The sequence below is a fragment of the Kitasatospora sp. NPDC004799 genome (assembly GCF_040609095.1).
GTDB lineage: Bacteria > Actinomycetota > Actinomycetes > Streptomycetales > Streptomycetaceae > Kitasatospora.
Genome location: NZ_JBEXJK010000077.1, coordinates 1 through 26,016, shown reverse-complemented (window position 1 = coordinate 26,016; position 26,016 = coordinate 1). Strand labels below are relative to the sequence as shown.

The window sequence follows — 26,016 nt, the reverse complement described above, 5'->3', positions numbered from 1 at the left end:
CGGCGTGTCGGGCTTACACCCGCGCGCGCCGCTGTGGCACGGTTGCCTTTTTGCCGGGGCCTGCGGCTGGGCGGGCTGCGCCGGAGCGGGGGCGGCCGGGGCCGCCGGAGTGGCGGGTGCCGCCGGGGTGGTGGGCGCCGCGGGGGTGGCCGGGGCGCCGCTCGGGGTGGGGCTCGGCGAACCGTTCGGCTGGAACAGCCGGCCGATGCCGCCGACCAGGTCGTCGATCAGCCCCGCCTGGGCCACCGTGCCGGGGGCGGCGGAACGGGCGGCGGCCTGCTCGGCGGGTCGGGTGGTCGTCCCGGCGGCCGGCGGCTTGACCGGCGAGGCGGGCTGCGCGGCCGGTGCGGTGGGCTGCTGGACGGGCCCGGTGGACGGCGCCTGGGTCGGCACCGCGCCCGGGTCGGTCGACGGGCCGGCCGACGGCGCCGTGGTCGGGACCGACGTGGCGGACGGGCCCGGCGGCGGCTCGGGCAGCTCGCTCTTGGGCACCGGCGTCTCGATCGGCGCGACGTCCGGCACGGCGGCCGGCGCGGTGCCGCAGGGCTTGCCCGCCGCGGACTCGGCGACCGCCGGGTTGGGCGTGTAGGCGGCGGCCATCAGCAGCGCGGTCGGCACCGCCGCCATGGCCAGCGCCCGGCCTCTGAGCCGGACCCGTACGGGCGTGCGCGGGGCCGCGTGCCGGCCGGAGCGCTGCGCGGGAACGGTCGTGCCGTCGGCTTGCTCGGCCGGCCCGGTCACCGCGCCTCCTCCTGGTCCACGGCTCCGGCCTGCTGCGGGACGGCGGCCTCGGCGACGGGGGCGGCAGCGGCGGGGCCGGCGGCCCGCGGCGCGCCCTGGGCGGGCAGTTCGGCGGTCGGCGCCTCGGTTCCGGGCACGTCGGCTCCGGACGCCTCGGCTCCGGGCACCTCGGTGGCGACGCGCTGCGCCACGGCGTTCCCGGCCGCCACGCCGTCGCCGCCCTTGCCCCGACGGCGGCGGCCCTTCACCGCCGACTCGGCCTGCGGCTGCGGCAGCGGCGCCCAGGAGACCATCAGGCCGCCGCCGATCAGGCCCGGCAGCAGCGCCAGGCCGAAGCCCGCCAGGTTGGAGACCGGGATCGACACCAGCGTCAGCAGGATGGTCGCGATGCCCGCGAAGACCCGCACGGCGGGCTGGAACCACCCGGTGAACCCGAGGATGATCATCAATATCCCGATGATCATCGACCCGGCGCCGGCCGTGGTCGACATCGCGATGGTCAGGCCGCCCAACGACAGGTGCGCGTAAGGGAAGTAGAGGATCGGGACGCCGGCGATCATGGCCAGCAGTCCGCCCCAGAAGGGCCTGGTGCGGCGGAATTCACGGAAGTGCCGCCAGAGCCACCCGACGGGGTTCTGCTGGCGGGGCCGCGTCTCGACCGTTGCGCTGGACATGGTGCAACTCCTCGACGTCGCTACGAGGGAAGAACAATGGGGGTGGGCCGGGGGCGGTGGAAGACCGCCCCCGGCCCCGGACCTTCACTCGGGCACGCCGTCCGGCGCACCGTCAGGCGAGGCTCAGAAGCACTCGTTGCCCGGACCGTCGCCCTGCTTCAGCGCCAGGTTCAGGCCGCTCAGCACGAAGGTGCCGGCCGAGGTGGCCCGGGCGGTCTGCTCGACGTTGTCCAGCTTGGCCGACTTGGCGGCCTGGGCGAAGCCCGTGGGGCCGGTCGGCAGCCCCTTGCCGCCACCCGCGTCGGTGATCCTCTGGTGAGGCTTCCAGCCCTGGGTGGCGGTGCCGGCGAGGGTGGAGGCGTCCTGGCCGATGTTGATGTCGCCGAAGGTCGCGTCGGCCTTCAGCGACTCCAGGTCGATCAGCAGGTTCTCGGCGTGCACCGGCTTGCTGCCCGCACCGCCCGCCTTCAGCTGGAGGGTGATCTTGCCCAGGCCGAACCCGGACAGGTCGGTGACCACCGACTGGCAGAGGTCGGTGATGTCGGCCGAGTCGAAGGCGGAGACGGCGACCGGGTGGGTCTTGCCGCCGGCCTCGACGTCGACGGTGCCGAACTGGGCGAAGTTGGTGCCCTCCAGGTGGGGGGTCTTCACCTTGAACTGCTGGCCGGAAAGGCTGAACGAGGCGGCGAGCGCGCTGTTCGCGATCGAGACGCCGACCATGGCGGTGGCCGCGATGCTCGGCACCATCACCAGGGCGAAGCGCTTCCAGCGGGTCTTGCCGTAGGTCTGGGACATGCGAGTCCTCCTTCTAGGACGTACATCTCCGGCTCCCCGGCGGTGCGTCCCGCACCGGTGGGGGCCTGGGATGGGAGAGAGCTACGTCCTCGGTAGCGGAGAGCGCCGTGGGCGTCGTCGGACGCGGGAGCGGCCTGCGTGCAGCGGGCCTCCCGTCCGAGCACCGGCCGTCCTTGCGGGGCGGCGGGCAGGACCGACGACAACGGCGATCACCCCCGAGCGACAACCAGCGACCGCGCAGGGCCGCGCGGCCGGTCGAAGGACAGGAACCGCCGTGGGACCGCGGATACCCCCCTGCCCTCCCTCCCGCCGGCCGGGGCCGGCGGACCGCCCGGTGGGGATCCCGCGCTCCGCGTGGCCGACCGGGGTCGGCGGGTGTGGAGCCCGGGACCGGGCGTGGCCGATCGTGCTTGAATCCCGGGCGAAGCACAAGAGGTTCCTTACTGACGGGTAATCCAACACCAGGTGCCGTTGATCATGGAATCGGCCCGATTTGCACCCTGGGTGACGTCTTGAAGGATTCGTGACGACGAAATCCGCCGGAAACAGCAGCGAAACACCCGTGGGCGGTCACACGATGTGACCGCCCACGGGTGAAATCAAGATTTGGTAAACCTCTGTCCGGTTGACCGGATTGTCGCCAAATCACCTGGCGACACCGCAGGTCATCCGCCGTGCCAGGCACCGGATCCGAACGGACGCGGAACCGGACCCCGGCCCCGGACCAGAGCCGGGCTCAGAACAGCACGCGCGCCAGCGCCGTACGGGCCGCGACGACCCGCGGGTCCTCCGGGCCGATCACCTCGAACAGCTCCAGCAGGCGCAGCCGGGCGGTGTCCCGGTCCTCGCCGGCCGTCCGCCCGACGGTGGACACCAGGCGCCCGAAGGCGTCCTCGACGTGACCGCCGACCAGGTCCAGGTCGGCCGCCCGGAGCTGGGCCCCGACGTCCTTCGGGTCGGCCGCGGCCGCCGCCCGGACGGCCTGCAGGTCCAGGCCCTCGACCCGCTTCAGCAGCTCGGCCTGGGCCAGGCCCAGCTTGGCCTCGGTGTTGCCCGGCTGGTCGGCCAGCACGTTCCTGTACGCCTGGATGGCGCCGCCCAGGTCGCCGGCGTCCAGCGCGTCGTGCGCGGCGGACAGCGCCGGGTCCTCGGGGCGCTGCGGGGCGGCGGGCGCGGCGGCCTCGCCCGGGGCGACCGCACCGCCGGCCACGCCGAAGCGCTGCTCGGCGACCAGGATCAGCTGGTCCAGGATCTTGCGGACGTTGGCGGCGCTCTCGGCCCCCTGGAACAGCGGCACCAGCTGGCCGGCCACCACGGCCATCACGGCCGGGATGCCCTGGATGCCGAACTGCTGGGAGAGCATCGGGTTGGCGTCCACGTCGATCTTGGCGAGCACGAAGCGGCCGGCGTACTCCTCGGCCAGCCCCTCCAGGACCGGGCTCAGCTGCTTGCAGGGCCCGCACCACTCGGCCCAGAAGTCGATGACGACCGGCACCTCGGTGGACCGCTGGACGACCTCGGTCTCGAAGGTGTCCTCGGTGACGTCGATGACGAGCTGGTAGGCCGCCTGGGCCGGGGCGGTTCCGGCCGACTCGGCGGCGGCCGCCTGACGGGCCCGCTCGGCCCGGGCCTGCTCGGCCTTCTGGGCGGCTTCGCCGGCCGCCTTCACTGCGGCGAGGTCGACCGCACCGCGCAGGGCGGAGCTGTTGAGACGCGAATTCCGTGGCTGCATGGCACCATCCTCCCCCGTCCGCGCTGCTCGCGGGCACCAACCTCGGGAAAGTCGCCCCGCGCGGGCCGCGCGCCGCGGATTCCCGGGCGCGCTGCGCCTCCCCCGGTAGCCTGGACCGTTCGACGCGGATCCCCACCCGCGCCCGCGCCGCCCCCGTCCCACGGGATGCGGCGCCTGGTTGTCACTGCTTTCGCTACGAGTCGTAGCGTAACTGGAGCCGGTGCCCCGCCCGCAAGCCCCACCGGCGGTTCGGGGACGTGACCTGCCCCACTTTCCCGGGGTGCCCCGCTCCCCGAACGGGCGAACAGTCGCTACCGTTACCAGCCCCACCCAAGTTACTTACCAGTAAAGCGCAAGGAGGCCCGGTGCCGGCCGCCCAGCCCCCAGCGAGCCCGGAGCACAGAGCCCCGGACGACCGAGCCCCGGAGACCGCCACCGCGACCCGGGCCAAGGGCCGTCCGCGCAGCGCCGCCGCCGACCGCGCGATCCTCGACGCCACCCGCGAGGCGCTCGCCGAACTCGGCTGGGGCGGGCTGACCATGGGCCACGTGGCCACCCGCGCCGGGGTCGCCAAGACCACCCTCTACCGCCGCTGGCCGTCCAAGAACGAACTCGTGGTGGACGCCGTCGCCAGCCTCTTCGACGAGCTGGTGATGCCCGACCTCGGCAGCCTGCGGGCCGACATCGAGGACGTGGTGGCCCAGTTCGCCGATCTGCTGGCCCGCCCGGAGACCCAGGCCGCGCTGCTCGCGCTGTTCGCCGAGGGCACCCGCGACCCGCAGCTGCGCCGCCGGATCCGCGAGTCCATCGTCGACCCGCAGAAGCGGCTGGTCCGGCAGGGCCGGGCGGCCGCCCAGGCGCGCGGCGAACTCGCCGCCGACGACGGCCCGGCGGCGGCCCACGAGGAGGTGGACATCATCTTCGACACCATCGCGGGCACCGTCGAGCACCGCGTCCTGGTCAGCGGGGAGCCGATCACCCCCGCGTGGACCCGCCGCTTCACCGACCTGCTGCTCGGGCCGCTCACCGCCTGCTGAGGTGCGCCCGGGCACGGCGAGGCCGCCCGTACGGAGTCCCGTACGGGCGGCCCGCGCCCTCCCGCGCCGGTCAGCGGGTCAGAACGCCGCGTTCTCCCGGTACGTCCCCCACTCCTGCCGCAGCGCGTCGCAGATCTCGCCCAGCGTCGCCTCGGCGCGCACCGCGTCCAGCATCGGCGGGATCATCGACTCGCCCGAGCGCGCCGCCGCCAGCATGGCGTCCAGCCCGGCCCGCACGGCCGCCTCGTCCCGGGCCGCCTTGCGCTCCTTCAGCACCCGGACCTGCTCGCGCTCGACCTCGTGGCTGACCCGCAGGATCTCCAGCTCCGGGGTGACGCTGCGCGGGTGGCAGTTGACGCCGACCACGCGCTTCTCGCCCTTCTCCACGCCCTGCTGGTACTGGAAGGCCGCCTCGGCGATCTCCCCGGTGAACCAGCCTTCCTCGATGCCGCGCAGGATGCCGGAGGTGATCGGGCCGATCTCGTGGTCCTCGCGGCCCTTGTCCAGGATGCGCTGGAAGATCGCCTCGGCCTGCTGCTCGATCCGGTCGGTCAGCGCCTCGACGTACCAGGAACCGCCCAGCGGGTCGGCCACGTTGGCGACGCCGGTCTCCTCCATCAGCACCTGCTGGGTGCGCAGGGCGATCTCGGCGGCCTGCTCGGAGGGCAGCGCCAGGGTCTCGTCCAGGGCGTTGGTGTGCAGCGAGTTGGTGCCGCCGAGCACCGCGGACAGCGCCTCGACGGCGGTGCGGACCACGTTGTTGTACGGCTGCTGCGCGGTCAGCGAGACGCCGGCGGTCTGGGTGTGGAAGCGCAGCCACTGCGCCTTGTCGGTCCTGGCGCCGAAGCGGTCGCGCATCCAGCGGGCCCAGATCCGGCGCGCGGCGCGGAACTTGGCGATCTCCTCGAAGAAGTCCACGTGCGCGTCGAAGAAGAAGGACAGGCCGGGCGCGAAGACGTCCACGTCCAGGCCGCGGGACAGGCCCAGCTCGACGTAGCCGAAGCCGTCCGCGAGGGTGTACGCCAGTTCCTGCGCGGCCGTCGCCCCGGCCTCGCGGATGTGGTAGCCGGAGACCGACAGCGGCTTGTACGCGGGGATGCCCTCGGCGCAGTAGGCCATCAGGTCGCCGATCAGGCGTAGGTGCGGCTCGGGGGCGAAGAGCCACTCCTTCTGCGCGATGTACTCCTTGAAGATGTCCGTCTGCAGGGTGCCGTTGAGCACCGCCGGGTCCACGCCCTGGCGCTCGGCGGCGACCAGGTACATGCAGAAGATCGGCACGGCCGGGCCGCTGATCGTCATCGAGGTGGTGACCTCGCCGAGCGGGATGCCGTCGAACAGCACCTCCATGTCGGCGGCCGAGTCGATGGCCACGCCGCAGTGGCCGACCTCGCCGAGCGACTTGGGGTCGTCCGAGTCGTAGCCCATCAGGGTGGGCATGTCGAAGGCGACCGAGAGGCCGCCGCCGCCCGCGTCCAGGATCATCCGGTAGCGCTCGTTGGTCTGCTGGGCGTTGCCGAAGCCGGCGAACTGGCGGATGGTCCAGGTCCGGCCGCGGTAGCCGGTCGGGTGCAGACCGCGGGTGTACGGGTACTCGCCCGGCCAGCCGATCCGCTCGAATCCCTCGTAGGCCTGCCCGGCGGGCGGGCCGTAGACCGGCTCGACCTCGTCGCCGGAGAGGGTGGTGAAGTCCGCGTCGCGCTTGCGGGCCCTGTCGTAACGCTGCTGCCAGCGCTGCCGGCCGCGCTCGATCTCCTCGGCGTCCATGACCCCGAACTCCGCTCCGTACGGCCGCCTCGGCGACGGGGCGGCACAGCTAGTAGGACGTCCTAACAATTTACTCGGACGTCCTACTACTTGTCGATGGCAGACCGCCCGAAGCAACCCGAAGGGCCCCGAAGGAGCCGGGAAACGCCGGAGCGCCCCTCCCCCGGGTGGGGAAGGGGCGCTCCGGACGGCGCGGACGGCGGGGCTCAGACCCCGGCCGGCTGGCGGGCGCCGGCGCCCGCCGGGAGCTGCTCGGCGGCCTCTCGGGCCACCTTGCGCTCGAAGACGAAGGAGAGGAAGGGGATGCAGCCCGCCGCCAGGGTGAGCACCAGCCGGCCCATCGGCCACTTCAGCTTCTGCCCGAGCAGGAAGGTCACCACGAAGTACCCGATGTAGAGGTAGCCGTGCAGCATCGCGACATAGGTGGTGACGTCCTCGGCGGCATCGAAGCCGTACTTCGCGACCATGAAGCCGCAGAACACCAGCAGTGCCACACCGGTCGCAACGGCCAGGCCCCGGTACCAGCCCAGCAGGGGGGTCGCCTTCATGATCTTCCTCGCCTCGCTCGACGGTATCGGCCGGTACGCCCGGATCCGCGCACCGCTCAGACGAGGGTAGCCGCCCTCACGCCCGCCGCCGCGCAGCCCCCTCGGCCTGTTCGGTGAAGTCGCCGGCCGCGATCCGCAGCGGCCGGAGCAGGTCGAACACCTCCCGGCACTGCTCGGCGTCGTACTCCTCCAGCCCGAAGTCCATCGCCATCAGCTCCCGGGTGGCCTCCTCGACCACCTCGCGGCCGCGCCCGGTGATCGCGGCCAGCACGCCGCGGCCGTCCAGCGGGTTGGGGCGGCGGGCGACCAGGCCGGCCCGCTCCAGGCGGTCGACGGTGTTGGTGACGCTGGTCGGGTGGACCATGAGCCGCTCGCCGACCTTGGAGAGCGAGAGCTCCCCGGTCCGGCTGAAGGTCAGCAGCACCAGCGCCTCGTAGCGGGCGAAGGTCAGCCCGTACGGCTTGAGCACCGCGTCCACCCGCGACAGCAGGATCTGGTGGGCGCGCATGATCGAGGTGATCGCCGCCATCGAGGGGACCCCGCCCCAACGGCGGGTCCACAGCTCGTCGGCGCGGGCGATCGGGTCGAAGTCGAGAGCGAGGGGCTTGGCCACCTCCTTACCGTACCGGCGCAGGGGTCCCGCGGTACCAGGCGTCCCTGATCGTGGACAAGCGCAGGACGTGGCGAGAACCCGCCAATCGGACGGCCAGGTCCATACCAGGACATTGCGTCGGTGTGAACGCCCGGCAACGGGCTCCCGGCGCACCGGGGTTGACCCCGGATCGGGCCGATGCCGCGCCACCAGGCCTCGGTTCGGACGGTAACCCGCGGCAAGGCTGGGCGATTCGCCCCATTTGTCCGCTCGTTCACATTCCTTCGCCTTGGCGGGACCTGGCCAATCCCTGAGCAAGACCTGTCATTTGATCAGTTCGATTGTCATGCTTTCGGCCAACCCCGTTCGGTAGCCACCACCCCCACCCACCGGTGGCGACGCCGCTTCGGCCGCTCGGGGACCCGCACGTCCAGCGCCCGTTCCGCCCCTCAGGTGCCGCCCCGGCCCCCGGAACGCCGCGACCGCGCCTGCCCGCGGTTTTCCCGGAAGGACTCGTTCGTGAAGCGAAAGCTCGCCGCAGTCGCCGTACTCTCCGCCACCGCCCTGCTCACCGGAGTCGTCCAGGTGAGCACCGCGGCCGTCGCGGACCCGGCCCCGCAGTCCCAGGCCGCCAAGCAGCGCGCCGACCTGATCGCCCTGGCGAACGGCCAGGCCGGCAAGGTGGCGCACGCCCTGGCCCTGGGCGGCCAGGAGCAGCTGGTGGCCAAGGACGCCGTGGTGGACGCCGACGGCACCCGCCACCTCCGCTACGAGCGCACCTTCGCCGGCCTGCCCGTCCTGGGCGGCGACCTGGTGGTGCACCAGAAGGCCGACGGCTCGACCACCTCCGTGGACAAGGCCACCGGCGCCACCATCGCCCTGCCGAGCCTCACCCCGCAGATCCCCGCCGACAAGGCCGCCGCCCAGGCGACCGGCGCCGTGCAGTCCACCGTGGGCATCGCCGCCGACGAGGACGAGTCGCCGCTGACCGAGGTCCACCGGACCGGCGCCGCCAAGCTGGTGGTCTGGGCCACCGACGGCTCGCCGCGCCTGGCCTACCAGACCACCGTCGAGGGCCTGCGCGCCGACGGCACCCCGAGCAGCCAGCTGCTGGTCACCGACGCCGCGACCGGCCAGGTGCTCTCCACCCACGAGCAGGTCCGGACCGCCTCCGGCACCGGCAACGGCGTCTTCGTCGGCACCGTCCCGCTGACCACCACCGCGGTCTCCGGCGGCTTCTCGCTGAAGGACGCCACCCGCGGCGGCCAGTCCACCAGCGACCTCAAGGGCCGCACCTCCGGCTCGGGCACGCTGTACACCGACGCGGACAACGCCTGGGGCGACGGCACCGTCTCCAACGGCCAGTCGGCCGCCGTGGACGCCCAGTTCGGCGCCGCCGCCACCTGGGACTTCTACAAGAACACCTTCGGCCGCAACGGCATCCGCAACGACGGCGTCGGCGCCGCCAGCCGGGTCCACTACGGCAAGAACTACGTCAACGCCTTCTGGTCCGACCAGTGCTTCTGCATGACGTACGGCGACGGCGCCAGCAACACCCACCCGCTGACCGAGCTGGACGTGGCCGGCCACGAGATGACCCACGGCGTCACCGCCAACACGGCCAACCTGAACTACTCGGGCGAGTCCGGCGGCCTGAACGAGGGCACCTCGGACATCTTCGGCACCATGGTCGAGTGGTCCGCCAACCTGGCCACGGACAAGCCGGACTACCTGATCGGCGAGGAGATCGACCTCAACGGCAACGGCACCCCGCTGCGCTACATGGACAAGCCGTCCAAGGACGGCCGCTCGGCCGACTACTGGTCCTCCTCGGTCGGCAGCCTGGACGTCCACTACTCCTCGGGCGTGGCCAACCACTTCTTCTACCTGCTCGCCGAGGGCAGCGGCGCCAAGACCATCAACGGCGTCAGCTACAACAGCCCGACCTACAACGGCTCGACCCTCGCCGGCATCGGCCGGGACAAGGCCGCGCAGGTCTGGTACAAGGCGCTGACCGTCTACATGACCTCCACCACCAACTACGCGGGCGCCCGCACCGCCACCCTCAAGGCGGCGACGGACCTGTACGGCGCGAACAGCGCCGAGTACAACGCGGTGGCCGCGACCTGGGCCGCCGTCAACGTCAACTGACGCACCGCACCGGCGCACCGGACGCCCGGGTCCTCCCGTCGGAGGGCCCGGGCGTCCGCCGTCCCGGAGGGCTGTCAAGGCCGCCCGGCTGGCGGAGTCCCGCCAGGGGGACGAACCACCGAAACCGGACAACGGGCGGCAACCGAACCATCCGTACCGGGACTGGCGGTTCCTGGCCAATCCCGGGACGCACCCTGTCCATCCCTGCCCACGGTTGTCATGCTTCTGACCAAGTCCCGTCCGATCCTCCGCCGCCCCACCCACATCCGGCGCAGGGTCAGGAACCGCACGGGACCGGCACGTCCGCGCCCTACCGCCCCACGGTGCCAACCCCGGCGCCCCGGTACGCGGCGCACCCGCATCGCACCCGCGGGTCTCGTGGAAGGAACCCCCGCACGTGAAGCGAAAGCTGACTGTCGGAGCCGTACTCTCCGCCACCGCCCTGCTGGCCGGCGTCATCCAGATCGCCGCCGCCCCCGCCCAGGCCGCCGCCCCCTCCCCGGCGGAGCAGCAGTCCGCGCTGCTCGCGCTGGCCACCGGGCAGAGCGCCCCGGTCGCCCGGGCCCTCGCCCTCGGCGGCCAGGAGAAGCTGGTGCCCAAGGACGTGGTGGTGGACCGGGACGGCACCCGCCACCTGCGGTACGACCGGACCTACGCGGGCCTGCCGGTGCTCGGCGGCGACCTGGTCGTCCACCAGAAGGCCGACGGCTCGGTGAAGTCCGTCGACCGGGCCTTCGAGGGGCAGTTGTCGGTGACCAGCCTGACCCCGGGCCTCGCCGCGCCCCAGGCCGCCGAGGCGGCCACCGCGGCGGTGCGCGCGACCGTCGGCATCGCCGGCGACGAGGACGCCGCGGCGCTCAGCCGGGTCGACGGCGCCGGCACGCCCGAGCTGGTCGTCTGGGCCGCCGACGGCACCCCGCGGCTGGCGCACCGCACCGTGGTCGAGGGCCTGCGCGCGGACGGCACCCCGAGCCGCCAGGAGATCGTCACCGACGCCGCCACCGGCCAGGTGCTCAGCAGCGACGAGAAGGTGCGGACCGCCACCGGCACGGGCAAGGGCGTCAACGTCGGCACCGTCACGCTGACCACCACCCAGAGCGGCAGCTCCTACCAGCTGAAGGACGCCTCCCGGGGCAACCAGTCCACCACCGACCTCAAGGGCGGCACCTCGGGCAGCGGCACGCTGTTCAGCAACACCACCAACTCCTGGGGCACCGGCCTGCCCTCCAGCCGCGAGTCCGCCGCCGTGGACGCCCAGTTCGGCGCGGCGGCCACCTGGGACTACTACAAGAACACCTTCGGCCGCAACGGCATCAAGAACAACGGCGTCGGCGCCGCCAGCCGCGTCCACTACAGCACCAACTACGTCAACGCGTTCTGGGACGACTCCTGCTTCTGCATGACGTACGGCGACGGCGCGAGCAACACCCACCCGCTGACCGCCATCGACGTCTCCGGCCACGAGATGAGCCACGGCGTCACCTCCGCCACCGCCAACCTCAACTACTCCGGCGAGTCCGGCGGCCTGAACGAGGCCACCTCGGACATCTTCGGCACCATGGTCGAGTGGTCGGCCAACCTGTCCGTCGACCCGGGCGACTACCTGATCGGCGAGAAGCTCAACATCAACGGCAACGGCACCCCGCTGCGCTACATGGACAAGCCCTCCAAGGACGGCGCCTCGGCCGACTACTGGTCCTCCACCGTCGGCAACAAGGACGTCCACTACTCCTCGGGCGTCGCCAACCACTTCTTCTACCTGCTGGCCGAGGGCAGCGGCGCGAAGGTCATCGGCGGGGTCAGCTACAACAGCCCGACCTCCAACGGCTCGACGGTCACCGGCATCGGCCGGACCAAGGCGGCCGCGATCTGGTACAAGGCGCTGACCGTCTACATGACCTCCACCACCAACTACAAGGCCGCCCGCACCGCCACCCTCAAGGCGGCCACCGACCTGTACGGCGCGACCAGCACCGAGTACAAGGCCGTCGCGGCGGCCTGGAGCGCGGTGAACGTCAACTAGCCGCCGTCACCGGCGTCCCCGGCAGGGGAACGAGCCACCCCCGGTAAGAAACGGCGACAGGCTGCCGCGGCCCTTTGGGAGAGGAGGCCGTGGCAGCCTGTCGACCGTCCGCGGAGGACGAGGGAGCCGGGGCTCAGGCCGTGGCGGCCTTGAGCTCGCCCCGCTCCTCGCGCGCGAGCATCCGCTCGGCGAAGAAGCCGCCGGTCGGCAGCACCGCCAGCACGAACATCAGGACGCCGCGCTTGGCGTCCCACTTCTGCGCCTGCCAGGCCTGGATCCAGAAGACCACGTACAGGATGAACAGGATGCCGTGGATCATGCCCATCACCGGGACGGCGTCGAACGAGGTGGTCCGCTTCAGCACCGAGCAGATCAGCAGCAGGATGAAGGAGACCCCCTCGGGGCCGGAGACCAGGCGCAGGCGGTGGACGGCGCTGCTGTTCACGATGGATACCTCAATACGGGGGTCGGCGGCGCGGACACGCTTGTGAAGCGACTCACAAGCCTTCCGGCCCATTATCGCCGAGCACACGGACGGCACCCCGGCCGGGGGTGGCCGCCGTGCCCGATCTCACAGCGCCCGGCCGCCCTGTCACAGCCGTGTCCCGGAACGCCGCCGAACGCGACCGCCCGTCGTCCGCAGCCCCTATCCTGCTGCCCGCGCGCCCACCGATCCGGGCGCCGACGCGTCGGACACGGGGGTATTCGCACATGTTCGCACTCGACTGGGACCGCAGGACCTGCGCCAGGCGCGGTCACACCACCTACGCGCCGACGGAGCCCGAGCTGGCCTCCCGGCTGCACGCCGAGACCGCCCTCGGCGAGGCCTGGCGCTGCCTGCGCTGCGGCGACTTCGCGCTGGGCGCCCCGCACGGCTCCGGCCCGGCCGACGAGGCGCCGCTGGTGCCCCGCGGCAAGGCGCTGCGGGACCTGTTCATCCTGCGCTTCCTGGCCGTCGAGCGGGTGCTGCGCGGGCTGCTGATCATCGTGGTCGCCTGGGCCGTGTGGAAGTTCTCCAACAGCCAGGACGCGGTGCACCGGGTGTTCGACGAGAACCTCACGGTCTTCAAGCCGGTCACCGACCACTTCCACTGGGACCTCGAACACGCCCCGATCGTCGAGACGATCCGCAAGACCTTCGAGTTCAGGAAGAGCACTCTGCTGATCGTCGCGGGCGCGCTGATCGTCTACGCGGTGGTCGAGATCGTCGAGGCGGTCGGCCTCTGGCTGAACAAGCGCTGGGCCGAGTACCTGACGGTGGTCGCCACCGCGGCCTTCCTGCCGCTGGAGGGCTACGAGCTGAGCCACCACGTCAGCGCGCTGAAGGTCGGCACCCTGGTGCTGAACATCGCGGCGGTGCTCTGGATCATGCTCTCCAAGCGCCTGTTCGGGCTGCGCGGCGGCGTGGCGGCCTTCGAGGCGGAGCGCCACTCGGCCTCGCTGCTGGAGGTCGAGCAGGCGGCCGGCACCGTTCCGTCCCCCGGACAGGGGGCGCACGCGCGGGTGTGACCGGCGCGTTTGTCGCAGGCTGGTACCAGTTGTGCCGCGCGCTCTCCCCGGGCCGCGGCCGCAGCGGCTAGATTGCGCCCGTGGCACAGTTCAGACTCCAGGGATCCCGCGTGCTCGCCGTCGAGTTGGGCGGGGACGCCGTCAAGGCGCGTAACGGTTCGATGGTCGCCTACACCGGGCAGATGGCCTTCAAGAAGCTGACCGGCGGCGGGGACGGCCTGCGCGGCATGGTCACCCGCCGGCTCACCGGCGAGAAGATGACGGTCATGGAGGTGAAGGGACAGGGCACCTGCTACTTCGCCGACAAGGCCACCGAGATCAATCTGGTCCGGCTGAACGGCGAGACGCTGTACGTCGAGGCGGACAACCTGCTCTGCACCGAGGCCACGCTGCACACCGGCACCAGCTTCACCGGGCTCAACGGCATGTCCTCCGGCAACGGCCTGTTCACCACCAAGGTGGAGGGCCACGGCTGGGCGGCCGTCACCTCCAACGGCCCGGCCGTCATCCTGCGGGTCGACCGGAGCATGCCGCTGCGGGTGGACCCGGGCGCGTACGTGGCGCACACCGGCACCCTGCAACGCAGCCTGAAGTCGGGCGCCGGCTGGACCACGGTCATCGGCGAGGGCGGCGGCGAGGCCGTCCAGATCGAGTTCACCGGCGAGGGCCTGGTGTACGTCCAGCCCTCCGAGAAGGTCACCGTCGGAGGTGACGTCTGATGGGCTTCACGAAGATCAACGGCAAGATGGTCGAGGCCCAGGTGCTGCCCGGGCAGCGGCTGTTCAGCCAGCGCGGCGCGATGCTCGCGTACAGCGGCGAGGTCCGCTTCACCCCGAACATCACCGGCGGGCAGGGCGGTGTGATGTCGATGATCGGCCGCCGGGTGGCCAACGAGGACACCCCGCTGATGACCGTCGAGGGCCAGGGCCGGGTGATGTTCGGCCACGGCGGCCACCACGTCCACGTGATCGACCTGTTCGGCGACACCCTGTACGTCGAGGCGGACCGGCTGCTCGCCTTCGAGGGCACGCTGCGGCAGTCCACCATGTTCCTGGGCGCCCAGGGCGGGGTGATGGGCATGGTCCGCGGCCAGGTCACCGGGCAGGGCCTGTTCACCACCAAGCTGGAGGGCCAGGGCGCGGTCGCGGTGATGGCCCACGGCGGCGTCTTCGAGCTGCCGATCGTCCCCGGCCAGTCGGTGCACGTCGACCCGCAGGCGTACGTGGCGCACCGCGGCGACGTCCGCAACAAGCTGTCCACCGCGCTGGGTTGGCGCGACATGATCGGCCGCGGCTCGGGCGAGGCGTTCCAGCTGGAACTGTCCGGGCAGGGCGCGGTGTACGTCCAGGCGAGCGAGGAGAAGCTCTGATGTCCTACCCGCCGCAGCCCCCGTACGGCTCGCCGTACGACCAGCCGACCCAGCCCGGCTTCGCGGTCCCGCCGCCCCCGCCGGCCTACGGGCCGCAGCAGGGCTACCCGCCGCCCCCGCCGCCCAGCCAGCCCGCGCAGCCGTACGGCCAGCAACAGCCGTACGCCCAGGAGCAGTTCGGCGGCCCGGTGGCGCCGCTGCCGAACGGCCACGGCGGCGCCGGGCCGACGGTGTGGGACGTCCACAGCCTGCCGGCCGGCGACAACGTCAACCCGTACGCCTTCTCGGTCGACCTGAACGGCTCGTACTTCCTCCAGAAGGGCAAGATGGTCGCCTACTACGGCGACATCACCTTCAAGGGCGTCGGCGCCGGGGCGATCGACCGGGTGCTCGGGCAGCACTTCAACTCGCCGATGCACGCGGCGGACTGGGTGGTCGCCGAGGGGCGCGGCAAGCTGCTGCTGGCCGACCGGGCGTTCGACCTCAACTCGTACGACCTGGACGAGGGCAACCTGACCGTCCGCTCCGGCAACCTGCTGGCCTTCGACCCGACGCTGCGGCTCAAGCAGTCGATCATCCCGGGCTTCCTGACCCTGATCGGCACCGGCCGCTTCGTCGCCGCGTCCAACGGCCCGGTGCACTTCGTCGAGCCGCCGATCCGGGTGGACCCGCAGGCGCTGGTCGGCTGGGCGGACTGCCCGGCGCCGTGCCACCACTACGACCACGACTACATGCACGGGCTGATCGGCGGCCTGCGCCGGCTGACCGGCTTCGGCGGCGCCTCCGGGGAGGAGCACCAGTTCGAGTTCATCGGCGCCGGCCAGGTGCTGCTGCAGTCGAGCGAGAAGCTGATGGCGGAGCAGCCGGTCGGACACGTCGGGGCCGAGGCGGGGGTGCCGGTCGGCGGGGTGCCGACCCAGCCGGCCGGGCACGGCGGCGGGAACCCGAACATCCCGGGCCTCGGTAACCTGGGCGACCTCGGGCGGCGTTTCGGTCTGTAAACTTGTACAAGATTGAACTAAATCGGCTATGCTGGACGGCATGGATACGCACACGATCGACACTGCGGACACCCCCCCGTCGCAGTCCGAGGAGGAGACTCCCTGGCTGACCGCCAGGGAGCAGCGGATGTGGCGCGCCCATCTGGAGGTCGCCAAGCTGCTGGAGTACCAGCTCAGCCGTGAACTCCAGCCGCACAACCTCGCGATCAACGACTACGAGATCCTGGTCGTGCTCTCCGAGGCCCCGGACCGTCGGATGCGGATGACCGACCTCGCGACCGCCACCCTCCAGTCGAAGAGCCGGCTCTCCCACCAGATCACCCGGATGGAGACCGCCGGCCTCGTCCTGCGCCAGGAGTGCCCCGGCGACCGCCGCGGCCTCTACGCCCACCTCACCGAGCACGGCTGGGAGACCATGCAGCGGGTCGCCCCCGACCACGTGCGCAGCGTCCGGGCCCACTTCATCGACCGCTTCACCCCGGAGCAGCTCGACGCCATGTACGAGGCCCTCGCCCCCATCGCCGACCACCTCCGCGGCCTCCGCGGCAAGCCGTAGGCAGCCGGAAGGGCCGGTCCCTCGGGATCGGCCCTTCCGTCGTCACTGGCCGCGGCGGGCCGGATCACGTGCGGCGTCGACCGGGGCAAGGGTTCCTACCGCCTCGAGAAAACCACACCCGCTCACGGCTCGAAGAGCCTCATGGAACGGACGTTCTCCTCGAAGCCGAGCGAACGGTACAGAGGCTCACCGTCGGCGCTCGCGGTCAGGGTGACCAGTCCGCAGCCCTGCTCCCGGAACCAGGTGAGGAGCCTGACCGTGACGGCCCGGCCGTACCCTTGACGGCGGTACCCCGGTTCCGTCAGGACAAGATGCACGTACCCTGTCCGACCGCTGTAGGTCGGTCCGGGTGGCGCCTGGTAGACCGTCCCGAGGGCGACCGAGACGAGTTGTCCGGCCGGCCCGTCGACGACGAATCCAGCCATCTGCTCGGCGTGGGCGAGCCCGTCCTGCAAGTATGCGGTCAGGTCCTCGAACCACCGGCCCGCCGGGGACGCCTTGATCATTTCCGCACGAAAGCGGGCTATCGACAACGCGTCCCCGTCCGTAGCTCTCCGTACCGGCACAGCGCGCTTCGTCCTTCGATCGGGTGGCCTCTCGATGCACCTCTGGGCACCGGGGCCGGTCCGCTTTCAACCTCAGGTCAACACCGATCAACGTGAACGGCAACTCGTGCCCATGGACACCGCTACCGTGTCTCCATGACTGTTGCCTCCTCGTCCGTCCGCGTCCGTTTCGCTCCGAGCCCGACGGGCATGTTCCATGTCGGCGGCGCCCGATCGGCGCTCTACAACTGGGCAACGGCACGACAGCGCGGCGGCACGTTCGTCCTGCGGATCGAGGACACGGACGCGGCTCGCAACCGCGAGGAGTGGACCGACGGGATCATCAGTGCGCTCGCGTCCATCGGCATCTCGAAGGCGGACCCGGCGTTCGAAGGACCGTACTTCCAGTCGGAGAACGAGGCTCGGCACCGTGAGGCCGCCGCCGAACTGTTCGAGGCCGGTCTCGCGTACTACTGTGACTGCACGCGCGAGCAGGTGGCCGAGCGCACCGGCTCGCAGCAGCTCGGCTACGACGGGTTCTGCCGCGAACGCGGCCTGGGCTTCGAGGCCGGCCGTGCGCTGCGGTTCCGCACCCCGGACGAGGGGGTCACCGTGGTGGTCGACCTGATCCGCGGCAACCCCGAGTTCCCCAACGCGGCCATCGAGGACTTCGTGATCGCGAGGGGCGACGGCAGCCCGGTCTTCCTGCTGGCCAACGTGGTCGACGACCTCGACGAGGGGATCACCCAGGTGATCCGCGGCGAGGAACACCTTTCGAACACCCCCAAGCAGCAGTTGCTGTGGCACGCCCTGGGCGCCGAGCCCCCGGTGTGGGCGCACCTGCCGGTCATCGTGAACGAGAAGCGGCAGAAGCTCTCCAAGCGACGCGACAAGGTGGCGCTGGAGGACTACCTGGCCGAGGGCTACCTGCCGGAGGCGATGGTCAACTACCTGATGCTGCTGGGCTGGGGCCCGAAGGACGACGTCGAGATCCGTCCGTACGCCGAGCTGGAACAGCTCTTCCGCGTGGAGGACGTGAACGGCTCTTCGGCGTTCTTCGACGTCAAGAAGCTGGCCTCGTTCAACGGGGAGTACCTTCGGGCACTTCCGGTGGACGGGTTCGTCGCGGCGTGCGCACCGTGGCTGTCCTCGCCTCGGGCTCCCTGGCAGACCGAGGCGTTCGATCCGGCGCGGTTCGCCGCCGTGGCCGGCCTCGCGCAGACACGGATCTCGGTCCTGTCGGAGATCACCGCGTACGTCGACTTCCTGTTCCTGGACGAGCCGGTGCGTGACGAGGCCTCGTGGGCGAAGGCGATGAAGGCGGGGGCGGCGGACCTGCTGCGGGAAGCGCGGCGGCGGCTGGCCGAGGCCCGGTGGGACGCGTCCTCGCTGAAGGCGGTCCTGGAGGAGACCGCGGCCGTTTTCGGGTTGAAGCTGGGCAAGGCCCAGGCGCCGATCCGGGTGGCGGTGACCGGTCGGACAGTGGGCCTGCCGCTGTTCGAGTCGTTGGAGGTGCTCGGACGCGAGCGGACCCTGGTGCGCCTGGACAAGGCTCTGGCCGAACTGTCGTGATGCCGACGGGCCCGCACGCCCTGGTCGTGGGTTGTGCGGGCCCGCTCGCCCTCCGGCCGCTCAGCGCAGGTCGACGAGACGGTGCTCGGTTCCCTCCGGATCAGCAGGCATCGACCACAGCGGGCAGACCGGGATCGTGGCCCTGTCGCAGTCGCTGCTGACCAGGGTCCTCTGCAGGTGGTCGTAGGCCGCGCAGCCACCCCCGCAGGTGGAACTGTGCGAGCAGGTGCGGCAGTTCGCGGAGATGGTGTTGACGAGGGTGAGTTCGCTGATGCCGTTCTGGAGCCGGGGGTGGATCGCCCCGTTGCGGAACTCGCCGTAGTGCAGGTTGGTGTCGAAGAACGCCGAGCAGATGTACACCCGGCCGTCGGGGAAGATCGCGAGGCGTTCGAGGTTGCGGGCGGTGCAGCCGCCGTATCCGGCGGACCGCAGGGCGGGAAGCTGGTCGGCGGTGGCGAACGCGGGCGGGTAGAAGACGCGCATGCGGCGGCCGGCGGCGGCTTCGCGGATCTGGGCACACAGCTGCACCCATTCGGCCGGCGGGATCTGGAAGTAGGGCTTCTCCAGGCCCAGGCCGGTCGGGGTGAAGTAGTGGAAGGAGAGCATCTCCAGGCCGATGGCGTCGGCGAGGTCGATGGCGTCGAACACATCGGCCCGGTTCGCAGTGGTGACCGTGAAGATGGCGCGGGTCTGGAAGCCGTCGGCGACGGCGCGCTTCATGCTCGTGAGCAGGGGCCGCCAGGTCTTCTCCCCGCGCATCTGCTCGTGCGTCTCCTGGCGGGCACCGTCCAGGGAGAACGAGAAGGAGTCGAGGCGGCCCTTCAGCAGCGGCCAGGTCTTCGGGGCGATGAGGCCGTTGGTGGTCAGGACGGCCTTGTACCCCTGGGCCTTGCAGATGTCGAGGATGTCACCGAACTGGGGGTGAGTGGTCGGCTCACCGCCCAGCAGGTAGACCTTGTACTGTCCGTAGGCGACGCGGAGACTGGAGAGGATGTCCTCGACCATGGCGGGGGTCATGCGCCGCTCGGCGTCGAGGCGGTCACCCATGTAGCAGTGCTTGCAGCGCAGTTGGCACTTCTCGGTGATGTACAGGAACAGGAACGGTTCCTTGGCCGCGGTGGCGTGGGCGGCGGCGTGTTCGAGAGCGTCGGTCACGGTGGTTGTCTCCCTTGTCAGCGCAGAGCGTGCAGCGAGTCGTCTTCGCGGGCGCCCCAGGCGGAGACCGTCCACAGGATGCACAGCGGTGTGGTGTCGCGGTCGCAGGAGTAGAAGCCTTCGTCCTGGTAGGCGGGGATCTGGGAGTACGCGGGGCAGCCGCCGCCGCAGGTGCCGGTGTTGGGGCAGCCGGTGCACACCGGATCGGTGGTGAGGTAGGCGTTGAGTTCGTTGTTCGGGTCGGGGTTCAGGACGAGCCGGTCGCCGTCGAAGGTGGCGAAGTGCCGGTCGTCGTCCATGAAGACGGGGCAGGCGAAGACGGTGCCGTCGGGGTAGACGTGCGGGCGGTCGAGGGTACGGGCCGGACAGCCGGGGTAGCCCCGCTCGAACCATGCCGTCTGGTCGTCGGCCTTGACGAAGGTCGGCGGATAGTAGACGGCCAGGCGCGGCTCGGGCGGGAAGGCTTCGATCTCGGCGCAGAAGTGCATCCACTCGGTGGGGCTGAGCGGTTGGAGGAAACGGGCGCCGTTCCCCGTCTTCCCGAGGTTGTGGAAGCTGAGGGTGTGGGCGCCGAGTTCGGCGAGGAAGGGGATGAGGTCGAGGGCCCGTTCGCGGTTGGTCTGCGAGACGGTGCACATCACACGGACCTGGTAGCCGAGTTCGCGCGCCTGGCGGATGCGGCGGACGACCTTGTCGTAGTTGGTCGGGTTGCCGCGGATCTTGCGGTGGATGCGCGGATCGGCGGACTCCAGGGAGAAGTTGAAGCTGTTCAGGGTGCTCGGCGGAATCTTGTCGAACAGCTCGTCCTCGAAGTCGCCGTTGCTGCTGATGGTGACCTGGTAGCCGCGCTTGCGGCCCTCGCGGACGATGGTGGGCAGCTCGGGGTGCATGGTGGGCTCGCCGCCGAGGAGGTAGAGCTTGTCGTGGCCGCCGGTGATCCGGAAGTAGTCCATGATCTCGATGGCGGTCTCGACGCTCATGGTGTTGGCGGCGTTGAGGCGGTCGTTGCCGACGTAGCAGGTCTTGCAGCGCAGGCTGCAGGCGGTGGTCGGGTAGAGGAAGACGAACCGTTCGCGGGTCTGGCGGTAGATCGGCAGCCCCGGGGTGGGCATACCGAGGGAGACGGTGGTCATCGGGGTCCTTCCGGTTCGGCGTGGAGGAAGGCGAGGCACTGGGCGGACAGGAGTGCGGTCAGGGTGGTGTCGGCGGTGACGGGTAGCGGGCAGGTGGCGCCGTCCGGCGGCGCGACGGCCACAGGGCTGCCACGGTGCAGGGCTTCGGATCGGGCAGCCAGCTCGGCGCCGAACCAGCGCTCCAGGCCGATTCCGACCGGGGTGTCGGGCCAGGCGTCGGTGGCGTCTCTGTTCTGCCACAGGCTGGCGAGCCGCTGTTGCGGGCTGCCAGGTGGCAGGCGCAACCGGCCCTTGTGCTCCTGGACCCGGGGCATCGGCCAGGCGGAGAAGTAGGCCGCGGCCCGGGCCTCGAGCGCCGGCAGCAGGCCCGCCGGGTCGTGGACGGCGATCTTCGGGTCGGTGAGGAACTTGAAGACCACGTCGCTCTTGCGGAAGACCGACAGCGGACAGTCCGCGAGGTAGCAGGCGGACCGCTGAACGGCCGGCACGGCCGCGATGCACTGTTCCGTGAAGGCCAGCAGGGTGTTGAGGGTGTCGAGGGTGAGGATTTCTCCGCAGTGGTCGAAGTCGAGGCCGGCGGCCAGGTGGACATCGCGCAGACGCTCGGCGAAGAGCCGCTCCCGGTCGTGGTCGCTGCGGGCGGTGACGGCGAACAGGTCGATGTCGCTGGTCGTCCTGTTGCTGCCGCGTGCGTAGGAGCCGCCGACGAACGAGCACAGGAGGCCGTCGCCGAATACCTCGACGGCGGCTCGGCTGGCCGCTGAGACGGCTTGGGCGCCGGTCATGCGGCCCGCCCGGTGGTGCCGCCGGGGTGGTCGGTGATGGCCTCGGCCACAGCGAGGCCGCCGACTGCGGCCTGGAGGATGCCCTGGGCCAGCCCGGTGCAGTCGCCGGCCGCGTACAGACCGGGAGCCGTGGTCTCAAGGTTGTCGGTGAGGTTCAACTCGTCCCAGAGGCTCTCCAGTTCGAGGCCGATCACGGCGGTCTGGGAGGCAGCGGGGCCGGTCCGGGCGTTGCCGTTGAAGTAGGCCATCAGGTCTTCGAAGGCATCGCACAGAGCGGCATGGATGTCCTGGGGCAGGATGCCCGCGAGGTTGGCGACCTGGTAGTCGCGAAGCGAGGGGTGGAAGCCGCTGAGTTCGGCGAACTGCTCCAGGTCGGTGCAGGCGAGGGAGCGGCTGCGGAAGTCGGGGTACCACTGGAGGACCGGCTTTCCCGGCCGGTCGGTCCTCAGCGTCCGGTACGGCGCGAGGAGGTTCTCGTCGACCCAGGCAGTGGTGCGCGGAGTGCCATCGGGGGCTCGTAACTGTGCCAGCAGGGCGAAGTTCGCAGTGCTGCCCAGCTTCGCCTCAGGGATGACGTGGCCGTCGAGGAGCGTGTGGTCGCCGTAGTCCGTGAACTTGATCCGGCCGCCGCCCGGACCTGCGCAGTAGCAGAACGTCTTGATCTTCACGCCGTTGGTGACGATGGTGGTCTTGAAGTCCGCGTGGATGTCGGAACCGCGTCGCAGGAGTTCCGCCGGAGCCTCGAAGCGGACTCCCACGGAGGGGACGGGCGCGCGGTACCCGAGTCCGAGGCGCCGAAGAGCCTGCTGCCACCAGCGCTGGCCGCGCCGTCCAACTGCGACGACCACCGAATTCGCGTGCACTGCCTCGCTGGTGCCGGCCCGCCCCACAGTCTCGGCTTGCCACGCTTGTCCGAGCGGACGAAGGGACGTGACCTGTGTCTGCATCCGCAACTCGGTGCCCGGGGCGGCTGTGATGCGGTGGTGGAGCCGTTCGATCAGCGTGCGGACCTGTTCCGCGCTGAGCGAGGCCACGGGGTAGTCCTTGACCTTGAACGGTCCGACGGTGGGGAGGGCTCCACGGAAGGCAGGCTGCTCCGCGCCGCACAGCCGCCGCACGGCCAGGTCGGCGAGGGTTTCGGCCCGCTCTGTACCGAGGAGTTCGGCGAGCCGTCTGCCGCTCGGGAACTGCGACAGCTTGACCCCGTCCCCGTAGTGGATGGAGCCGCCGAATCCGGAGATCACGTTGCAGATGCCCTTGCACCCGCTACAGGAGCGCAGGAGGTCCACCGGGCAGGTGCGACGCCGGTAGGGGCGGCCGGCATCGACCAGCAGCACCTGTGTTCCGTTCTCAGCGAGGCGATCGGCAGCGACAAGCCCAGCGGGGCCGGCGCCGACCACCAGCGTGTCAACGATCGTGGTCAACTGCGGCCTCCGTAGTGATTCTCGATCCAGGCGGAGGCCGCGCGAGCGGCCTCGACGGCCGGTCGGTTGGCGTCCTCGATGAGGTCGGTGACGGTCGGATGGTGCAGGTGCTGGTAGTTCGGACGCTCATGCAGGACGGGCGTCGCGCACAGGTCGACGACCAGCCGACGGTCGGTGGCGTCCACGAGGCTTGCGATGTGGTCGCGATACTGCGGTGTGAGGCCGGACGTCGCGAGCACCAGATCGAAACCGCCGTCCCGAACGGTGTCGGGCAGGTCCGTGATCCGTAGCACAGACGTCCTGGCAGACCCGGCCCGCAGGAGCCGACGGAGCTTCTTGGGGCTGCGGGTCAGGAGGAAGACACGGCGATCATGGCCGAGTTCCTGAGCAACCGCTCGGGCGAGCATGCCACCCCCGACGACAACCACATTGCGCGGGCGGACGAACGACGTATCCAGCAGGGTTCGGGCCAGGTCGCGGTAGTCGAGTCGGGCATGGAGGCCGAACTGACGCCGTGCCTGTCTGGCAAGCAGAAGCACCTCTGCACCGACCGGCAGAAGAGGATGCCCTGTCGGCAGTCGATCGAAAGCTGCGTGTACCTGCTGGAAGACGAACTGCTCCCCGAGAATCAGCGACATCGCGCCCGCGGCAATCCGGGTCAGTCGGGAGACGGCTGCCTCGTGGCCGGTGATCCTCCGACTGGGCCGGATCGCGAGCGGCGCCTCGGCCGCGGGTTCCGCCTCGTACCACTCGACACGGTGGCAAGTTCGTAGCAGCAGCCCCGTCGTCGGATCCGTACCGACCACACCGTCCAGCCGCTGGAACGCCGCTCCCAGCTCCTCCAGCGAGTGGGTGGTGGCGTCGTTGAAGGCACACCAGGCAATCCGGCCTGTCGCAGCCGCCGACCTGATCCCGTCTTCACGGCGTGGATCAGCACTCTGGGCCATGAGGACCTCCTCAGGTTCCAGTGGTCTGACGCCGGCATGAAGCACCGTCGACGTATCCACCCGGGGACGCGGGTGCGCACTCGCACCAGACCACCTTGCCCACCCCACCCGGGCTCGGGAAGTGCCCCCACTTGGTCGCGAGGGCATCCACGAGGAGCAGGCCGCGCCCACACCCGGCGGTGCGGTCGGGGCGTTGAGGCATAGGCGGCAGCGCACTCGCGTCGTGCACCTCGATGCGCAGGCGGGTGGCATCGACGTCGAAGGACACCCAGATCGGCCGCCCCGGCCTACCCGAGTGCACCACCGCGTTGGCCACCAGCTCCGTGGCAAGCAACTCGCCGGTCTCGGAGTAGCGGCGGTCGCCGTCCGGCACCATGGCCAGCAGCTCGCGCAGCATCCGCCGCGCGAGCGACGGCGAGCGGCGGGAATGCGGGAACCAACTACCGAGGGTCGCGGGGACTTCGGCTTCAGACATGACAGAGCCACCTCCGGCGGGGCTGGGGATCAAGGCCCGGGCGCAGAACTGCCCAGTGACAGGTCGAGGGCACAGGATGCCCGACGGTCGATCGCGGAGAGTGTTCGTCACATCGACCGTGAGTAGCATGCTCCTAACGGGAGATCGTTAGCAAGAATTCCGTGCGGAACATTTTCCGATCTTGGTCTACTAGTAGCCTGGCATCAGTTCCGCTTCAGTCGCCGGGAGTTGATCACATGCCCCAACCCCGCCCCTCGGTTCGCCGTCGCCGTGTGGCGAGCTTGCTCATCCGCCACCGAGACGCGGCGGGCAAGACGCCGGATGAGGCCGCGGCACGCATCGACTGCCATCGATCCAAGATCAGCCGGATGGAGAACGCCTGGCTGCCGATCTCCAGCAGCGAGTTGCGAGACCTGCTCACGTTCTACGGCGTGGACGATCCGGCTTACGTGGAGGAAGTGGTCGCGCTCAACCGGCAGGGCTCCGAACGTGGTTGGGCCCAGCAGTTCAACATCTCGCCACCCTCGTACGTCGACTACATCGACTACGAGGAGAGCGCCGGCCATATCCGCTCGTTCCAGCCGATGATGGTCGCGGGCCTGTTGCAGACGGCGGACTACGCACGAGCTGTCTACCGGGCATCGCCCTTCAATGTCCCACCGGAGCGAATCGACGAACTCGTGGCCGTCCGGCTACAGCGGCAGAAGGTTCTGGATCGCGCCGACCCGCCGCAGTTCAGCGTGATCCTGGGAGAAGCCGCACTTCGGGGGCATGTCGGTGGTGTGGATGTCCTGCGAAGGCAGTTGGATCACCTGCGGCAGTTGGGTGACCGACCGAACATCGACCTACAGGTGCTGCCCTTCAGTGCGGGAGCCCATGCGGGAATCATGGGCTCGTTCGTGCTCTTCAGCTTCTCCACTTCGGCCTTCTCCGACGTGGTGTGCGTGGAACACCAGGCAGGCATGCTCTATCTGGAGAAACCTGAGGAGACGTCTGCCTATACGCTCACGTTCGACTCGCTGTGTTCGAGTGCGTTGAGTGCGTCCGAAAGCCTCGACCTACTCACCCGGGTCATACGAGAGCTGTAGCGGTGTCGACCGGAGGTGCTGAAGGTGTCCACTCCCGATCTCAGTGGTGCGAACTGGCGGAAGAGCTCGTTCAGCGGAGAGACCGGGGCCTGTGTCGAAGTCGCAGTAGGGTTTCCCGGAATGCTTCCTGTCCGTGACTCCAAAGACCCGAACGGGCCTTCCCTCCTCTTCACCGTCGATGCCTGGGCCGCGTTCATCGCCGCTGTTCGCGCGGGAGACTTCCCCGGGAAGCACTGACCGGCATCAGATCGGGCGCCCCGCATCCCAGCCGCCGCCGACCATGCAACCCGCGCACCGAGGCTCCGGACCATGCATGCTGCCACCGAGCTGTGAGGGGGCGAGCCATTCCGTTGCCGCTTCGGCCGTGTCGAAGCGGCAACGGGCGGTTCCCCTGTTCTCG

Annotated in this window: 25 protein-coding genes and 1 pseudogene; 11 read left to right on the top strand and 15 right to left on the bottom strand. The window is 70.7% G+C overall.

Annotated features, from left to right (window positions below):
* The 4 genes and pseudogenes from ABZW03_RS13170 to ABZW03_RS13155 form a co-directional block, all read right to left on the bottom strand.
* Positions 1 to 741: pseudogene (locus ABZW03_RS13170) on the bottom strand (hypothetical protein); the annotation flags it as partial.
* Positions 738 to 1,415 (bottom strand): DUF6114 domain-containing protein, encoded by a 678-nt coding sequence (locus ABZW03_RS13165; protein ID WP_355255999.1) that lies wholly within the window; start codon positions 1,413 to 1,415, stop codon positions 738 to 740. The pseudogene ABZW03_RS13170 and the gene ABZW03_RS13165, both read right to left, overlap by 4 nt.
* A gap of 123 nt (positions 1,416 to 1,538) precedes the next feature.
* A complete protein-coding gene (locus ABZW03_RS13160) occupies positions 1,539 to 2,210 on the bottom strand; it encodes a DUF6230 family protein (RefSeq protein ID WP_355255996.1) in 672 nt (223 codons plus the stop codon).
* Positions 2,211 to 2,946: 736 nt separating this feature from the next.
* Positions 2,947 to 3,942 (bottom strand): tetratricopeptide repeat protein, encoded by a 996-nt coding sequence (locus tag ABZW03_RS13155; RefSeq protein WP_355255993.1) that lies wholly within the window; start codon positions 3,940 to 3,942, stop codon positions 2,947 to 2,949.
* A 485-nt stretch (positions 3,943 to 4,427) separates the two neighbouring features.
* On the opposite strand from ABZW03_RS13155, the gene ABZW03_RS13150 reads away from it, so the two are divergent.
* Complete coding sequence (locus tag ABZW03_RS13150; RefSeq protein WP_355256010.1) at positions 4,428 to 4,979, top strand: TetR/AcrR family transcriptional regulator; 552 nt, start codon at positions 4,428 to 4,430, stop codon at positions 4,977 to 4,979.
* A gap of 78 nt (positions 4,980 to 5,057) precedes the next feature.
* Here the strand turns inward: ABZW03_RS13150 and ABZW03_RS13145 are convergent, their stop codons facing one another.
* The 3 genes from ABZW03_RS13145 to ABZW03_RS13135 form a co-directional block, all read right to left on the bottom strand.
* Complete coding sequence (locus ABZW03_RS13145; RefSeq protein ID WP_355255990.1) at positions 5,058 to 6,743, bottom strand: methylmalonyl-CoA mutase family protein; 1,686 nt, start codon at positions 6,741 to 6,743, stop codon at positions 5,058 to 5,060.
* A gap of 206 nt (positions 6,744 to 6,949) precedes the next feature.
* Positions 6,950 to 7,291 (bottom strand): DUF3817 domain-containing protein, encoded by a 342-nt coding sequence (locus ABZW03_RS13140; protein WP_355255987.1) that lies wholly within the window; start codon positions 7,289 to 7,291, stop codon positions 6,950 to 6,952.
* Positions 7,292 to 7,367: 76 nt separating this feature from the next.
* Positions 7,368 to 7,904 (bottom strand): MarR family transcriptional regulator, encoded by a 537-nt coding sequence (locus ABZW03_RS13135; RefSeq protein WP_355255984.1) that lies wholly within the window; start codon positions 7,902 to 7,904, stop codon positions 7,368 to 7,370.
* Positions 7,905 to 8,402: 498 nt separating this feature from the next.
* On the opposite strand from ABZW03_RS13135, the gene ABZW03_RS13130 reads away from it, so the two are divergent.
* Together ABZW03_RS13130 and ABZW03_RS13125 are read left to right on the top strand one after the other, a co-directional pair.
* Positions 8,403 to 10,034: a M4 family metallopeptidase gene (locus ABZW03_RS13130; RefSeq protein ID WP_355255981.1), complete on the top strand. Its 1,632-nt coding sequence runs from the start codon at positions 8,403 to 8,405 to the stop codon at positions 10,032 to 10,034.
* Between the two features lie 397 nt (positions 10,035 to 10,431).
* Positions 10,432 to 12,057, top strand: coding sequence for a M4 family metallopeptidase (locus tag ABZW03_RS13125; protein ID WP_355255978.1), 1,626 nt, complete (start codon positions 10,432 to 10,434; stop codon positions 12,055 to 12,057).
* A 133-nt stretch (positions 12,058 to 12,190) separates the two neighbouring features.
* Here the strand turns inward: ABZW03_RS13125 and ABZW03_RS13120 are convergent, their stop codons facing one another.
* A complete protein-coding gene (locus ABZW03_RS13120) occupies positions 12,191 to 12,505 on the bottom strand; it encodes a DUF3817 domain-containing protein (protein ID WP_355256007.1) in 315 nt (104 codons plus the stop codon).
* A 263-nt stretch (positions 12,506 to 12,768) separates the two neighbouring features.
* Here ABZW03_RS13120 and ABZW03_RS13115 point away from each other — a divergent pair, with 263 nt between their 5' ends.
* From ABZW03_RS13115 to ABZW03_RS13095, 5 genes are all read left to right on the top strand, one after another.
* The gene (locus ABZW03_RS13115; protein ID WP_355255975.1) at positions 12,769 to 13,566 is read left to right on the top strand and encodes a DUF2127 domain-containing protein; all 798 of its coding nucleotides are present in this window, start codon (positions 12,769 to 12,771) and stop codon (positions 13,564 to 13,566) included.
* A gap of 80 nt (positions 13,567 to 13,646) precedes the next feature.
* The gene (locus ABZW03_RS13110; RefSeq protein ID WP_355255972.1) at positions 13,647 to 14,285 is read left to right on the top strand and encodes an AIM24 family protein; all 639 of its coding nucleotides are present in this window, start codon (positions 13,647 to 13,649) and stop codon (positions 14,283 to 14,285) included.
* Positions 14,285 to 14,935: an AIM24 family protein gene (locus ABZW03_RS13105; protein WP_355255969.1), complete on the top strand. Its 651-nt coding sequence runs from the start codon at positions 14,285 to 14,287 to the stop codon at positions 14,933 to 14,935. The genes ABZW03_RS13110 and ABZW03_RS13105 overlap by 1 nt, the downstream gene beginning before the upstream one ends.
* 188 nt (positions 14,936 to 15,123) lie before the next feature.
* The gene (locus ABZW03_RS13100) at positions 15,124 to 15,936 is read left to right on the top strand and encodes an AIM24 family protein (protein WP_355256004.1); all 813 of its coding nucleotides are present in this window, start codon (positions 15,124 to 15,126) and stop codon (positions 15,934 to 15,936) included.
* A 40-nt stretch (positions 15,937 to 15,976) separates the two neighbouring features.
* The gene (locus ABZW03_RS13095; RefSeq protein ID WP_355255966.1) at positions 15,977 to 16,492 is read left to right on the top strand and encodes a MarR family transcriptional regulator; all 516 of its coding nucleotides are present in this window, start codon (positions 15,977 to 15,979) and stop codon (positions 16,490 to 16,492) included.
* Positions 16,493 to 16,614: 122 nt separating this feature from the next.
* On the opposite strand, the gene ABZW03_RS13090 is transcribed toward ABZW03_RS13095, so the two are convergent.
* A complete protein-coding gene (locus ABZW03_RS13090) occupies positions 16,615 to 17,058 on the bottom strand; it encodes a GNAT family N-acetyltransferase (RefSeq protein WP_355255963.1) in 444 nt (147 codons plus the stop codon).
* 189 nt (positions 17,059 to 17,247) lie between these two features.
* Between ABZW03_RS13090 and gltX the strand changes: the two genes are divergently transcribed.
* On the top strand, positions 17,248 to 18,609 hold the full coding sequence (gene gltX / locus ABZW03_RS13085) for a glutamate--tRNA ligase (RefSeq protein ID WP_355256002.1): 1,362 nt from the start codon (positions 17,248 to 17,250) through the stop codon (positions 18,607 to 18,609).
* A 60-nt stretch (positions 18,610 to 18,669) separates the two neighbouring features.
* On the opposite strand, the gene ABZW03_RS13080 is transcribed toward gltX, so the two are convergent.
* From ABZW03_RS13080 to ABZW03_RS13055, 6 genes are read right to left on the bottom strand one after another with little or no spacing between them, the layout of a single operon-like run.
* The gene (locus ABZW03_RS13080; protein ID WP_355255960.1) at positions 18,670 to 19,764 is read right to left on the bottom strand and encodes a radical SAM protein; all 1,095 of its coding nucleotides are present in this window, start codon (positions 19,762 to 19,764) and stop codon (positions 18,670 to 18,672) included.
* A 17-nt stretch (positions 19,765 to 19,781) separates the two neighbouring features.
* Positions 19,782 to 20,897, bottom strand: coding sequence for a radical SAM protein (locus ABZW03_RS13075; protein ID WP_355255957.1), 1,116 nt, complete (start codon positions 20,895 to 20,897; stop codon positions 19,782 to 19,784).
* Complete coding sequence (locus ABZW03_RS13070; protein WP_355255954.1) at positions 20,894 to 21,682, bottom strand: nucleotidyltransferase domain-containing protein; 789 nt, start codon at positions 21,680 to 21,682, stop codon at positions 20,894 to 20,896. The genes ABZW03_RS13075 and ABZW03_RS13070 overlap by 4 nt, the downstream gene beginning before the upstream one ends.
* A complete protein-coding gene (locus tag ABZW03_RS13065; RefSeq protein WP_355255951.1) occupies positions 21,679 to 23,106 on the bottom strand; it encodes an FAD-dependent monooxygenase in 1,428 nt (475 codons plus the stop codon). Before ABZW03_RS13065 ends, ABZW03_RS13070 begins: the two co-directional genes overlap by 4 nt.
* Positions 23,103 to 24,053, bottom strand: coding sequence for a hypothetical protein (locus ABZW03_RS13060; protein WP_355255948.1), 951 nt, complete (start codon positions 24,051 to 24,053; stop codon positions 23,103 to 23,105). Before ABZW03_RS13060 ends, ABZW03_RS13065 begins: the two co-directional genes overlap by 4 nt.
* A 10-nt stretch (positions 24,054 to 24,063) precedes the next feature.
* Positions 24,064 to 24,528: an ATP-binding protein gene (locus ABZW03_RS13055; protein ID WP_355255945.1), complete on the bottom strand. Its 465-nt coding sequence runs from the start codon at positions 24,526 to 24,528 to the stop codon at positions 24,064 to 24,066.
* A 272-nt stretch (positions 24,529 to 24,800) separates the two neighbouring features.
* On the opposite strand from ABZW03_RS13055, the gene ABZW03_RS13050 reads away from it, so the two are divergent.
* Both ABZW03_RS13050 and ABZW03_RS13045 read left to right on the top strand, forming a co-directional pair.
* Positions 24,801 to 25,616, top strand: coding sequence for a helix-turn-helix transcriptional regulator (locus ABZW03_RS13050; protein WP_355255942.1), 816 nt, complete (start codon positions 24,801 to 24,803; stop codon positions 25,614 to 25,616).
* 15 nt (positions 25,617 to 25,631) lie between these two features.
* The gene (locus ABZW03_RS13045; protein ID WP_355255939.1) at positions 25,632 to 25,853 is read left to right on the top strand and encodes a DUF397 domain-containing protein; all 222 of its coding nucleotides are present in this window, start codon (positions 25,632 to 25,634) and stop codon (positions 25,851 to 25,853) included.
* Positions 25,854 to 26,016: the final 163 nt, after the last annotated feature.

Excerpts from the sequence above, each read along its gene's own strand:
- ABZW03_RS13070 (WP_355255954.1), bottom strand. The coding sequence starts at position 21,682 with ATGACCGGCGCCCAAGCCGTCTCAGCGGCCAGCCGAGCCGCCGTCGAG.
- ABZW03_RS13060 (WP_355255948.1), bottom strand. The coding sequence starts at position 24,053 with ATGGCCCAGAGTGCTGATCCACGCCGTGAAGACGGGATCAGGTCGGCG.
- ABZW03_RS13095 (WP_355255966.1), top strand. The coding sequence starts at position 15,977 with ATGGATACGCACACGATCGACACTGCGGACACCCCCCCGTCGCAGTCC.
- ABZW03_RS13105 (WP_355255969.1), top strand. The coding sequence starts at position 14,285 with ATGGGCTTCACGAAGATCAACGGCAAGATGGTCGAGGCCCAGGTGCTG.
- ABZW03_RS13165 (WP_355255999.1), bottom strand. The coding sequence starts at position 1,415 with ATGTCCAGCGCAACGGTCGAGACGCGGCCCCGCCAGCAGAACCCCGTC.
- ABZW03_RS13160 (WP_355255996.1), bottom strand. The coding sequence starts at position 2,210 with ATGTCCCAGACCTACGGCAAGACCCGCTGGAAGCGCTTCGCCCTGGTG.
- ABZW03_RS13115 (WP_355255975.1), top strand. The coding sequence starts at position 12,769 with ATGTTCGCACTCGACTGGGACCGCAGGACCTGCGCCAGGCGCGGTCAC.
- ABZW03_RS13075 (WP_355255957.1), bottom strand. The coding sequence starts at position 20,897 with ATGACCACCGTCTCCCTCGGTATGCCCACCCCGGGGCTGCCGATCTAC.
- ABZW03_RS13155 (WP_355255993.1), bottom strand. The coding sequence starts at position 3,942 with ATGCAGCCACGGAATTCGCGTCTCAACAGCTCCGCCCTGCGCGGTGCG.
- ABZW03_RS13055 (WP_355255945.1), bottom strand. The coding sequence starts at position 24,528 with ATGTCTGAAGCCGAAGTCCCCGCGACCCTCGGTAGTTGGTTCCCGCAT.
- gltX (WP_355256002.1), top strand. The coding sequence starts at position 17,248 with ATGTTCCATGTCGGCGGCGCCCGATCGGCGCTCTACAACTGGGCAACG.
- ABZW03_RS13145 (WP_355255990.1), bottom strand. The coding sequence starts at position 6,743 with ATGGACGCCGAGGAGATCGAGCGCGGCCGGCAGCGCTGGCAGCAGCGT.
- ABZW03_RS13140 (WP_355255987.1), bottom strand. The coding sequence starts at position 7,291 with ATGAAGGCGACCCCCCTGCTGGGCTGGTACCGGGGCCTGGCCGTTGCG.